At 57.7% G+C, this 11,294-nt stretch carries 12 protein-coding genes; 5 read left to right on the top strand and 7 right to left on the bottom strand.

What is annotated here, in order from left to right; translation table 11 throughout:
- Positions 1-328 precede the first annotated feature (328 nt).
- Together rpsT and QP995_RS00010 are read right to left on the bottom strand one after the other, a co-directional pair.
- The gene (gene rpsT, locus QP995_RS00005) at positions 329-595 is read right to left on the bottom strand and encodes a 30S ribosomal protein S20 (protein WP_016422323.1); all 267 of its coding nucleotides are present in this window, start codon (positions 593-595) and stop codon (positions 329-331) included.
- Between the two features lie 273 nt (positions 596-868).
- Positions 869-1,483 carry a type II toxin-antitoxin system PemK/MazF family toxin gene (locus QP995_RS00010; RefSeq protein WP_070549439.1) on the bottom strand — a complete coding sequence of 205 codons (615 nt, stop codon included), beginning with the start codon at positions 1,481-1,483 and terminating at the stop codon, positions 869-871.
- Positions 1,484-1,645: 162 nt separating this feature from the next.
- Between QP995_RS00010 and lepA the strand changes: the two genes are divergently transcribed.
- From lepA to QP995_RS00030, 4 genes are all read left to right on the top strand, one after another.
- Positions 1,646-3,493 carry a translation elongation factor 4 gene (gene lepA, locus QP995_RS00015; RefSeq protein WP_141744758.1) on the top strand — a complete coding sequence of 616 codons (1,848 nt, stop codon included), beginning with the start codon at positions 1,646-1,648 and terminating at the stop codon, positions 3,491-3,493.
- A 12-nt stretch (positions 3,494-3,505) separates the two neighbouring features.
- Positions 3,506-4,522, top strand: coding sequence for an ankyrin repeat domain-containing protein (locus tag QP995_RS00020; protein ID WP_070546428.1), 1,017 nt, complete (start codon positions 3,506-3,508; stop codon positions 4,520-4,522).
- A 91-nt stretch (positions 4,523-4,613) separates the two neighbouring features.
- A complete protein-coding gene (locus tag QP995_RS00025; protein ID WP_049189287.1) occupies positions 4,614-6,197 on the top strand; it encodes a cation:proton antiporter domain-containing protein in 1,584 nt (527 codons plus the stop codon).
- Positions 6,198-6,274: 77 nt separating this feature from the next.
- Positions 6,275-6,847, top strand: a complete 573-nt coding sequence (locus QP995_RS00030) for a histidine phosphatase family protein (RefSeq protein ID WP_049189288.1) — start codon at positions 6,275-6,277, stop codon at positions 6,845-6,847.
- Between the two features lie 279 nt (positions 6,848-7,126).
- Here the strand turns inward: QP995_RS00030 and QP995_RS00035 are convergent, their stop codons facing one another.
- On the bottom strand, positions 7,127-8,212 hold the full coding sequence (locus QP995_RS00035; RefSeq protein WP_070549440.1) for a lipoate--protein ligase family protein: 1,086 nt from the start codon (positions 8,210-8,212) through the stop codon (positions 7,127-7,129).
- Here QP995_RS00035 and QP995_RS00040 point away from each other — a divergent pair.
- Complete coding sequence (locus tag QP995_RS00040) at positions 8,136-8,717, top strand: cation efflux transmembrane domain-containing protein (RefSeq protein WP_284852776.1); 582 nt, start codon at positions 8,136-8,138, stop codon at positions 8,715-8,717. The genes QP995_RS00035 and QP995_RS00040 overlap by 77 nt on opposite strands.
- Before the next feature lie 58 nt (positions 8,718-8,775).
- On the opposite strand, the gene nagB is transcribed toward QP995_RS00040, so the two are convergent.
- The 4 genes from nagB to QP995_RS00060 all read right to left on the bottom strand — a co-directional run bounded on the left by nagB (position 8,776) and on the right by QP995_RS00060 (position 11,284).
- On the bottom strand, positions 8,776-9,561 hold the full coding sequence (gene nagB / locus QP995_RS00045) for a glucosamine-6-phosphate deaminase (protein ID WP_049172635.1): 786 nt from the start codon (positions 9,559-9,561) through the stop codon (positions 8,776-8,778).
- A 161-nt stretch (positions 9,562-9,722) separates the two neighbouring features.
- A complete protein-coding gene (locus QP995_RS00050; RefSeq protein ID WP_049172637.1) occupies positions 9,723-10,034 on the bottom strand; it encodes a hypothetical protein in 312 nt (103 codons plus the stop codon).
- Positions 10,035-10,115: 81 nt separating this feature from the next.
- Positions 10,116-10,430, bottom strand: coding sequence for a cupin domain-containing protein (locus QP995_RS00055; RefSeq protein ID WP_049193606.1), 315 nt, complete (start codon positions 10,428-10,430; stop codon positions 10,116-10,118).
- Positions 10,431-10,495: 65 nt separating this feature from the next.
- Positions 10,496-11,284: a MerR family transcriptional regulator gene (locus QP995_RS00060; protein ID WP_049172640.1), complete on the bottom strand. Its 789-nt coding sequence runs from the start codon at positions 11,282-11,284 to the stop codon at positions 10,496-10,498.
- Positions 11,285-11,294: the final 10 nt, after the last annotated feature.

An 11,294-nucleotide genomic window follows, 5' to 3' on the forward strand; every position in this document is an offset into this window, starting at 1 on the left:
GTCACCGACCAAGAGGTCGCCGAGGCGGAAGCATTGCTGAATAACCGGCCGCGGGTAGTGCTCGACGGGTTAACTCCCCGGGAGGTAATCTCTGGTGTTATCCATGATGCAATGACCGCCTGACCCTACCGGGCCATTTTTGTCATAAACGTAGTCAGTAACTCGCATCGCCCCACCGCCGCCAGCCATAAACGCAGCCACTAACTCGCGTTGGGGTTAAATAATAAAAACCGCCTCCCGCCACATCCGAAATGAAATCGGAAAATAGCAGGAAGCGGTTAATTTCACGGCACAAGCGCCACAAGAACGGCACAGCGCCAAAAGGGAATTAGCCCTCCAGCTTGTTGAAAGCCTTAGCCATACCGGACTTCTTGTTAGCCGCAGTGTTGCGGTGGAAGACGCCCTTGGTGACAGCCTTGTCCAGCTTGCGGGAAGCAACGCGCAGCTGAGCCTCAGCAGCAGCCTTGTCGCCAGCCTCAACAGCAGCCTGGAACTTGCGGATCTCGGTGCGGACTGCAGAGCGGATAGCCTGGTTACGCAGGCGAGCCTTCTCGTTGGTCTTGTTGCGCTTGATCTGGGACTTGATGTTTGCCATCGTGAATACCTCTTGTATCCGTAGTAGTTGGAATTGCTACCGCCCGCCACCAAGAAAACTCCTGATCACAGTGCAAATTTCGGGGTCGAACCTCTGCTGGTTAAAACTCTTTAACCAGCGAGTTAAAACCACCCACTGCGCTTATGCGACGATGAAAACGCGAACCCAAGGTCCTGTCCGCGCTCGCCGCAAAGGAACGCAACGGTAAACAACTTGCAGAATCTTAGCAAACAGCGCTGCCTAATACCAGCCGCTGCCTAGTTCCAGCTGCGGCTAATTCCAGCCATAGTCACCGCGCAACCGGGCGGCGATGAGCTCGAAGCGCCTGCGGGGCATCATTGCGCCTGCGCGGCGAATACCCGATTCTGGAATGAGCAAGATACGGTCCATGCGAACCCACGATGGCTTGGGGTCTTCATTCCAGAACCCACTACCGATAAACAGCCACTCCGGGTGCTCACTGTGCTCGGTGCGTGTGGAAATCAGCATGCCCAGAAGATACTGGTCGTGGCGACCAACCACGACCACAGCGCGCTCACGCAAAGCGGCATTTTCACCTTCGAGCTGCAGCGGAATCCACACCACTTCGCCGGGGTCGGCCTGGCCATCCATGTCAGGGCTGTAGACAATTGTGCGGGCCAGTTCTGCGGTTGGGCGCGCGATGGTCACCGAATCTCGCAGTCGAAGTAGAGCCTCCTTGGACTCGTCGGAAAGCGAGGTGTCCTGAGCGAGCCCAAGTTGCGTGTTGAGCTTAAACAGTGCCTCATCGAGGGTGTCGGGGCCGCGGAACCACTCGGTACCGGCGAAAAGACGCGCGCTGATGCGATTGCGCAGGCGGCGCGGCCAGCTTTCGCGGTCATTTTGATCGGTGGGCGAAGTGGAGCTCATGGAATCTAAGTCTAGAGGTTTAGTGCGGAGGGAATCGATAGGTAAGATTGTGCGTGATTGTATTTAAGCCCGGCTGGTCGGTTTTCGAGGCCGGCGCATGTGGGTCGGCCAACGCCGCGCCCCAATGCCCATAACGTCTTTATTTTTCGGAGTAGACCCAACGTGACCAAGAATTTTGCGGAGCAGACTTTTACGGACCCCTCACGGATTCGAAATTTCTGCATCATTGCGCACATTGACCACGGTAAGTCCACCCTGGCGGACCGAATTCTGCAGCTCTCGGGTGTTGTGGAGGCGCGCGACATGCGCGATCAGTACCTCGACAATATGGATATTGAGCGCGAACGCGGCATCACTATTAAGGCTCAGAACGTGCGCCTGCCGTGGGTTCCGAGCGCAGGTAAGCACGCGGGGGAAGAGATCGTCCTGCACCTGATTGACACGCCTGGTCACGTCGACTTCACCTACGAGGTCTCGCGCGCGCTAGAGGCGTGTGAAGGCGCGATTCTGCTTGTCGACGCCGCGCAGGGCATCGAAGCGCAGACGCTGGCCAATCTGTACTTGGCCATGGAAAATGACCTGGAGATTATCCCGGTTCTGAACAAGATTGACCTGCCGGCCGCGGATCCGGATAAGTACGCGGAGGAGATTGCGCACATCATCGGCTGTGAGCCGGAGGATGTCATGCGTGTTTCGGGCAAGACCGGTGAGGGCGTTGAGGAAATGCTCGACCGAGTCTGTGAGCTCGTCCCGGCACCGGTCGGCGATCCAGAGGCACCTGCCCGTGCGCTGATTTTTGACTCCGTCTACGACACCTACCGTGGTGTGGTCACCTACATCCGTGTTGTTGATGGTCAGCTCAAGCCGCGTGAGGTCATTCAGATGATGTCCACCGGCACCAAGCACGAGCTGCTGGAAATCGGCATTGTTTCGCCACAGCCGAAGAAGTGTAAGGGCCTTGGCGTCGGCGAGGTCGGTTATCTCATCACTGGTGTGAAGGATGTCCGTCAGTCCAAGGTCGGTGATACCGTCACGCTGAACGCCACACCGGCTGAGGAGCCGCTGGAAGGCTACGAAGAGCCCAAGCCGATGGTCTACTCCGGTCTGTTCCCAATCTCTCAGCAGGACTATCCCGACCTGCGTGATGCGTTGGAAAAGCTCCAGCTTAACGACGCTTCGTTGACATTCGAACCGGAGACTTCGGTTGCCCTCGGGTTTGGTTTCCGCGGTGGCTTCTTGGGCTTGCTGCACATGGAGATTACCCGTGCCCGCCTCGAGCGCGAGTTCGACCTGGATTTGATTTCGACGGCTCCGAACGTTGTCTACCGCGTTGTCATTGAGGACGGCACCGAGGTCACTGTTCACAATCCGAGTGACTGGCCCGAGGGCAAGCTCCGCGAAATTTACGAGCCGATGGTCAAGTGCACCATCGTTGTGCCGAGTGAATTCGTTGGCCCCACCATGGAGCTGTGTCAGCAGAAGCGCGGCGAGATGGGCGGTATGGACTACCTGTCGGAAGACCGCGTGGAGCTGCGCTACAAGATGCCACTGGGCGAGATCATCTTCGACTTCTTCGACATGCTGAAGTCCCGTACCAGGGGTTATGCCTCGCTGAACTACGAAGATGCCGGCGAGCAGCTTGCGGATCTGGTCAAGGTGGATATCCTCCTGCAGGGCGAAGCAGTCGATGCTTTCTCCGCTATCGTCCACCGCGACAATGCGCAGTGGTACGGCAACAAGATGACCAAGAAGCTGCGCGAGCTGATTCCTCGCCAGCAGTTCGAGGTCCCGGTTCAGGCCGCAATCGGTTCGAAGATTATTGCCCGCGAGAACATTCGTGCACTGCGCAAGGACGTCCTTGCTAAGTGTTACGGCGGTGACATCTCCCGTAAGCGCAAGCTGCTGGAGAAGCAGAAGGCCGGTAAGAAGCGTATGAAGAACATCGGTTCGGTTTCGGTGCCGCAGGAGGCATTCGTGGCTGCGCTGTCCACCGACGAGGGCGGTAAGTAAAGGGGAAACTGCATGCCACGGAAGCGGAAGAAACTGGTCGAGAACTTCGAAGAGCTGCTCGAAGCCGGTGACATGGATGCACTGAAGGCCGTCTATGACACTTGCGCTCTCGACGCAGTCTTTGGCTACAGCAAGGACACTGCACTGGCGCTCCGTGGCACCCCGCCAGAGCTCATGCGCTGGCTAATCGACCAGGGGATCGACGTCAACACTGAGAACCACTTCGGTAAGACCGCGCTGGCAGAGCATGCAAGCCGGGGCGATACCGACAAGATGAAAATCCTGCTCGAATGCGGTGCCGACATCGAAGCCGGTAAGTATCCTCCGCTTTTCATGGCAGCGAAGAGCCATCAGCCCAAGGCGATTGCGTTGCTGTTGGAAAATGGTGCTGACCTTCACCGCGAGAACCGCCTCGGTCACGGCCGGACAGCGTTCAAAGAGGCGGTTGCTGCTGCCGATACCGATTCCCTCAGTCGAGTCCTAGACAGCATCGAGGTGCTTCTGGACGCTGGTTCGGAAATCGACGACGAAGTGCGCGAAGAGTTCACCAAGTTCGGTCGCCGCTACAACCGCATGTCAGAGAAGCAACGCGACAAGTACCAGCCAGTTATGGATCGCCTCTACGAGCGCATCGGTGCGGAACGTCCGGACGTGATTACACCTCACGATGGCCACAGCGACATCATTGTCCCCGCAGGCAAGTCGACCAACGGTCAGTTCCGATACCTCTGGAACTACCTGGTGCCGGGTGGTGGCGCAGCCGCGACTGTGCAGGGCGAGGTTATTCGCATCGTGGGCCGGCTCGGGTACGAGGCCCTGGAGATGGGCTACGTCAACTGGGACGAAGACTTTGTCGCGATGACCGACTTTTGGCTGGAGACGGTTGGGGCTGCCGAGGATGCAATGGCCGTCGTAAAGCAGCGCAAAGCTGGTGAGGCGGACATTGATGCGTTGACGGCAGCGGCGGTCGCGTGGGTGGCAGAGCACCCGCAGCCGATTGCATTGGGCGAGGTTCCGTACCGACGCTAGCTCCCAAGACGCTAGCCCCAGTCGGGTGGCAAAGAACGGTTAATGGCCAACCTCTGCATTTATCAGTTGTGTCAGACGTTATCTTTGATGGGTGGAATCCGTATACCTAACAGCAATACTGTTTTCGATTATCGGCGGGCTCGGTGCTTCGTTGCTTCGGCTGCCGCCGCTGATTGGTTTCCTTGGGGCCGGTTTTGCCGTTCATGCAATGGGACTTGAGGAAATCCCGTTTATTGATTCGCTGGCCGAGCTCGGTGTTACCACCTTGCTCTTCACAATCGGTCTGAAGCTGAATCCCAAGGATATCGTGGCGCCGCGAGTGGTCTTTTCAGGGTTGGGTCACGCATTTTTAAACACGGTGGTTTTTGCCGTGCTGTTTGGTATCGCCAGTTTCTTGCCGCTGCGTGAACTCACGGGGCTGTCGGTGACTGCGTTGATTTACATCGGCATCGCGACTTCCTTCTCGTCGACGGTGTTTGTGATGAGCCACTTGGAGGAGCAGAACCGCGGTGCTTCGGCCATCGGACGCATCGCGATTGGTGTGCTCATTCTGCAGGACATCATTGCGGTCGGTGTGCTGGTGGCATCGTCGGGTAAGACCCCGGAGCTGTGGGCGCTGGCTCTACCACTGTTGTTCTTCATCCGTCCGCTGGCGGCGCGGCTTCCCAACCGCATGTTCCGCACTGAGCTGCTGGTTCTCACCGGCATTGGTATTGCTGTGGCCGCTTACTCGGCTTTCGAGCTGGCAGGGCTGTCCGGCTCGCTGGGGTCCTTGGTTGCCGGTATTCTGCTGTCCTCGCACCCGATTTCTGACCGTCTGTCGGAAGCTCTGATTAGTATCCGTGAGCTGCTGCTGGTCGCGTTCTTTATCGAAATTGGCCTCGGTGGTCTGCCAAGTGCTGGCGGCTACGTTATCGCCGCGATTATGGTCCTGTTCCTGGTGTTCAAGGTCACTATCTTCATCGGGATTCTCAAGCGCACCGGACTGTCCCTGCGCACTAGTGCGTTGGCGGGTCTGACGTTGAGTAACTACTCGGAGTTCGGCCTCATTGTCATGGCTGCGGCGACGCAACAGGACATTCTGCCCGATGAGTGGACCTCGATTATGGCAGTCGCCGTGGCGGGTAGCTTCATTGCCAGCTCGCTGATGGTCCCGCATGAGGACAAGCTGGTCAGCTTCCTGCAGAAGTTCGTCCCAGAAACCCCAGAGGACCGCCTGGTCCCAGAAGAGGCAACGGTCATTATTGATAACGCTGATGCCCTCATCATGGGTATGGGGCGCGTCGGCGTCGGTGTCTACGGCAGGTTGGTTAATGAGTACGGCATGAACGTCTTTGGCGTTGACTTCGATGAGGATCGCATCGAAGAGCTGCGTGAGCAGGGCTACCAGGTTATCCCGGGTGATGTGACAGACCCAGAGCTGTGGCACCACATCGAGTTGGAGAAGAAACCAGCGCTGTACGTGTTGGCGCTGTCTGAGCACGCTGAGACCTACGCGATGATTCAGAACATCCGTAAGCAGGACACCGAAGCCGTGGTTGCTACCACCACTAAGGTGCAGAGGTTTAAGGATCAGCTTCTCAACGTTGGTGCCGACATGGCCGTCTACCTTTATGACGGTGCTGGCGAGGAGCTTGCCGACCGCGCAGTGGAAACACTTCAGCAGCGTTCGTAGTCGGATCCGTGACCCCGTGATGGGCTAGCAGGGCTGCCGCGGCTAACCGCACTTTCAGATAAGCCTAAGCTGGAACTATGACTGATTTATATCTCGTGCGGCACGGCGAAACTGAGTGGTCGCGCACTGGGCAGCACACATCGGTAACTGATCTTCCTCTGACTGACAACGGTAGGGAAGAAGCCAAGGCCCTCAACGGCTGGCTGGATCCGAAGGACTTTGGGCTAGTGCTGGCATCACCCCGCCAGCGTGCCCAAGAGACCGCTCGATTGGCAGGATTCCACGACTTCGAAGTCGAAGAGGATCTCGCGGAATGGTTCTACGGCGACTACGAGGGGATTACCTCGAAGGAAGTGCAGAAGACTGTTCCCGACTGGCAGATTTGGACTCACGGTGTGCCCAATGGCGAAACCGCGGAGGAAGTCCGTGAGCGCGTTGAGCGCGTGGTCAAAAGGGTTCGTGAATCGGGTGAAGACAAGGCGATTTTGTTCGCACACGGTCACTCGCTGCGTGCGCTCACTACGGCCTGGTTGGAACTGCCCATTGAACTTGGCCAGTCCTTCCCATTGAATACTGCGTCCCTGTCAGTGCTTGGTCGCTACCATGACCGGCCTGCGGTTCTGCGCTGGAACCTCTCGCGGGGGCTGTAGCGGCGTTGTGGCCGGTGCCTCAGTGAATTCGCCGACACCGTTCAAGCTCTGTAGTGGGCGCCCGTGAATCACAATTCCGGTGCCTTCGATATCGGGGAGACCACCACGGCGGTGTTGTTACGGCGCGCGCCGAACCCTTCACCAGGTTTTGGTGCATATTCGCAGGATAGGACCCAATTGCACGCTCGCCGCTCACGTCGACTCTCCTTTGTTTACTTGTCTCCTTTAGTTAACTCCTTTTCCCGACCAGCTGTCGTATACAAGTAAGCAGTGCGACGTTTAGGGGACTCGGTGAGTCCAGCCCTCCGTGCCGTATTTGGTGTCAATAAGATGCTGCGCCGCAGCGAAGTCCTCGTCGGAAAGCGATACCTCGGCGGCGCCGTAGCGGTTGATGAATGTCTGCTTCATCGCGTCAATGACTTCGGCGCGGCTGGCACCCGTCTGGCGGCGGAGCGGATCGACGCGCTTCTTTGCGCTGCGCAAGCCCTTGTCGGCAATCTTGGCCTTGCCAATGCGCAGGACTTCCATCATCTTGTCAGCGTCGATGTCGTAGCTCATGGTGACATGGTGGAGCACCGTCGAACCACGGCGCTTCTGCGCGGCACCACCAATCTTGCCGCCATCGGAGGTGATGTCATTGATGGGGACATACCACGCATTGACGCCGAGCTGCGCGAGCGCAGCGATGACCCAGCGGTCGAGGAACTCATAGGATTCGACGTAGCTGAGGCCGGCGACCAGCTTCTCCGGAACATAGATCGAGTAGGTGACGCAGTTGCCACCCTCCATGAACATCGCGCCACCGCCGGAGAGACGACGCACCACTTGCACATCGTGCTTCTCTACGCCCTCGGGTTCGAGTTCATTAACATAGGACTGGTAGGAACCGATGACGGTGGCACGATCATCCCAATCCCAGAAGCGCAGAGTTGGTCCGCGCTGTCCGGAATTGACTTGGTCAAGGAGGAGTTCGTCGAGAGCAACATTCATCACCGTCGGCAGGACTCCCGGCTGCAAAACCTCCCACTCCAAATCAGTGAAGTCGACAGCCTGTGTCAGTGCACGTCGAACGACCTGCGCAATGATGTGGGTATCAAAACCGTGCAGTCGCACCTCGCGACCAGACTGATCCTCAAAATCCTTCAGCGCCGCATCGAGGCGAACCTGTAAACGCTCCGTATGGTCTCCCGCAGGTGCACCGAGCAGAGCGTCATTAATAATGTCGTAGGCTTCATCGGGCTCGAGGAAAAAATCGCCCGAAATGCTTATCGACGAAATCGTGTCACCGGTGGTCTCACAATCGGCAACAACCAATTTGCCGCCGGGAACCTTCATTTCTGAGTGGAACTTCTGCGGGTGCGTCATAGGATTCGATGGTACTCGCGCCGAGCGTTACGATGTCCCCCGTGTTTACGTCATCAACCTGCTAGTTCTCACCGCATTGGGTTGGTCGCTGGCGAGCCGTCGTAAAGCGAGTATCGGCCTTGCCGGGCTGATTCTGATCCCGGCGATTGCAGCGTTCGGCACCGCCATCTGGAAGATGATTAGCGGTGAGCCGCCAGAGCCACTAACGCTGTCGGTAACGGCAATTATTGCGATGGTTATCAACCTAGTCTGCGCGATTTTGCTGATGAATCTGCGCAAGGCTGACAGTGCGCTCATGCGCGGCGCGTGGTTGGCGGCGCGTAACGACGTCCTGGCGAACCTGCTCATTCTCGCCGCCGGAGTGGTCACCATTTTCTGGTTCAGCGCATGGCCGGACATCGTCGTGGGACTTGTCATCGGCGTCATTAGTCTCACGGCAGCGAAGGAAGTTTACGAGCAGGCGCGTGCCGAAGACCCCGAGCTGGAGATGGATGATGACGACTAGCGCTGACTAGTCCGGGGGTGGGAGCGAAGGTTGGGAAGGGGCCGGGGAGGGCCGGGGCCTACTTCCACATATCCTTCTGCCACTGCGGCTTATGGGCGTAGGTGAACTCGTAGTATTCCTTGTTCTTCAGCTCACTGGCTGCGGCCTGGTCAATGACAACCGTGGCCCGTGGGTGCAGCTGCAATACGGACGCAGGCATCGACGCGCTCAGTGGGCCCTCGATGGATGCGGCAATAGCGTGCGCCTTTGCGGTGCCGGTGGCCAGCAGCAGGAGGTGCCCCGCACGTGAAATGGTGCCAAGCCCCTGGGTGACCACGTGGTACGGCACATCGTCCGCGGAGTCGAAGAAGCGGGCGTTATCCAGCACGGTCTGCGGGTGCAGCGTCTTAATGCGAGTCAGAGAGCCAAAAGAGCTGGCGGGCTCGTTAAAACCAACATGCCCATTGGTGCCGATGCCCAGCAACTGAATGTCAATGCCGCCGGCCTCGATAATCTTTCGCTCGTAATCCTCGCAGGCCGCGCCGATATCGTCCGCGAGGCCATCGGGAATATGGACCCTCGCCGGGTCAACATCCACGTGATCGGAAAACTCATTGTGAATCACGTGGTAGTAGCTCTGCTCATGCTCGATGGGCAGTCCCACGTATTCGTCGAGTGCGAAGAAACTGCAGTCCTTAAAAGTGACTTCACCAGCCCGATGGCGACGAATCAGTTCCCGATACGTCGCAAGCGGAGTCGATCCTGTCGCTACACCGAGGTTTCCACCTTTGTTGGCGTAGTGAGCGAGGTAGTCCGAAGCGATGCTCGCGACTTCGGCCTCAGAATCGACGATGATGATTTCCATGGTGGAACACTCCTGAAAACGAGGGCTCGTGGCAGAAATTGCAAAAGGTGCGAGACAGAGTACCAGTGACTCCACAACGCTAAGCGCTATAGCCCTATTCAGATGAGGTTAATCTGCCACGGGGTGAGACCTGTAATTGAGCCCTGTTTTTCCTGCGTAGGCTACTTCACCCAGAAGTTGCCGTCTTCATCCTTGTAGATGATGTCGCCAGCGTGAGCGACCTGGGTGTCGTTAACCTGAAGCTCAACCAAATCCAGCGTTTCGACGATTGGTTCAATGTAGACGCCACCGTTAAACCAAACCTTGAAAGCATCTGCTGAAGTCGAAGAACCGGAGAAACGGTGTTCTTCATACTTGTGCACTGGTGCAAAGGGGCAACCAATAGCCTGTGCGACAGCTGGAGAGGCAGCAACAGCGCCCAGCACAGTAGCGGCACCGATGGCGACAGCGGCGATAGAGCGAGAGAATTTCATGGTTAATTCCTTCCCGAGTCGGGGATATGACGGAGTTATGGAGATGCCGAAGTGTGCACTGTCAGCTGCTGTTGCTGTGGGCTAGACTGAGCCTTCTTTTTCAATGACAAGCATGCGCGCCTCGCCCTGCGGGTGCGCGACATGTTCGTCGCCGGCTTCTGCGAAACAGATAGTGCCAGGCGTTAATGTGCGTACGCATTCCTCTCCCGCATCGCGGTAGTGCATATCGACGGCTCCGTCGACAACCACAAAGACCTCTTCGCCATCATTGATGTGCCACTTGTATGGCTGATCGCTCCAGTGGAGCCGAACGCTTGTGGCTCCAGTCATAGTGACCACATCCAGTGCGCCCCACGGGCGATCAGCGGTGAAGTCTGCGGCTTCGATGAATTTCATGAGGCAATTCTATGCCGATTCAGTCCCGGATGGGAAGGCCGGGCTGAACGGCTGCTTCCCTGTATTTACCGCCACTCGGCAGTTGCCGGGTCAATGCCTTCCTTACGGGCCTGAGCTTCAATCAGCTCCAGCAGGTAGCCAGCATTGCCGCGGTAGTACCGATCAAACCGGGAATCAGCGACGTACATGCGAGCCAACAGAATCTGCTTTTCTCGACCAGCCTCGTAGAAGCGAGTAATAGAGGCCAAGTGACGGTCAACTAGCTCGGCCGCCTCAGCGGAACCGGGCTCGACGTGGCGCTCGGCGGCGTCGGCAAGCGCATCGGCAAAATCCTTAGCCTCTGCTTCAAGCTCGGCCCAGTCGCTGTCCTTCATCTTTTCCTGAGCCTGCTGAGACTGCTCCCACTCAGTGGTGTCGCCCCAGCGCTCCTCAGCTTCGGCTTCTAGATTCTGCCAGTCGCGGCCCAAGAGCTCCGCTTTCGTCTTTGCTTTCATGGTATTTCCTTCCTCAATCAGTTTGTCCAAGGACTGCACCATGTGGTGCAGGTCAGCGATCTTCTCGGTGAGAACAGTTCGCTGTGCGAGTAAACGATCTTTCCGACTTCTCGGGGAGGAATCGCCGTGGATGAACTCCTCGATAGTCTTCAACGGCACACCGGCGGCGCGGTAGACCAGAATCTCCAGCGCGGTGTCGATGTCCTCATCGGTGTAGAGGCGGTAATCGGACCACGTGCGATACTGCGGGCTGAGTAGTCCGATGGCATCCCAATGCCTCAGCGTGCGTGTGGTAACGCCCAGGAGCTCGGCTGCCTCGCCGATGGTGTACTCGTTGTCGTTGTTGCTCACGGGAATCATCTTTCTGTTT

Origin of the sequence: Corynebacterium sp. MSK032, assembly GCF_030232065.1 — a bacterium.
Lineage (GTDB): Bacteria > Actinomycetota > Actinomycetes > Mycobacteriales > Mycobacteriaceae > Corynebacterium > Corynebacterium jeikeium_D.

Coding starts and splice junctions, on each gene's coding strand:
- rpsT (WP_016422323.1), bottom strand. CDS start 595: ATGGCAAACATCAAGTCCCAGATCAAGCGCAACAAGACCAACGAGAAG.
- QP995_RS00030 (WP_049189288.1), top strand. CDS start 6,275: ATGACTGATTTATATCTCGTGCGGCACGGCGAAACTGAGTGGTCGCGC.
- QP995_RS00010 (WP_070549439.1), bottom strand. CDS start 1,483: ATGAGCTCCACTTCGCCCACCGATCAAAATGACCGCGAAAGCTGGCCG.
- QP995_RS00060 (WP_049172640.1), bottom strand. CDS start 11,284: ATGATTCCCGTGAGCAACAACGACAACGAGTACACCATCGGCGAGGCA.
- QP995_RS00035 (WP_070549440.1), bottom strand. CDS start 8,212: ATGACGCACCCGCAGAAGTTCCACTCAGAAATGAAGGTTCCCGGCGGC.
- nagB (WP_049172635.1), bottom strand. CDS start 9,561: ATGGAAATCATCATCGTCGATTCTGAGGCCGAAGTCGCGAGCATCGCT.
- QP995_RS00020 (WP_070546428.1), top strand. CDS start 3,506: ATGCCACGGAAGCGGAAGAAACTGGTCGAGAACTTCGAAGAGCTGCTC.
- QP995_RS00055 (WP_049193606.1), bottom strand. CDS start 10,430: ATGAAATTCATCGAAGCCGCAGACTTCACCGCTGATCGCCCGTGGGGC.
- QP995_RS00050 (WP_049172637.1), bottom strand. CDS start 10,034: ATGAAATTCTCTCGCTCTATCGCCGCTGTCGCCATCGGTGCCGCTACT.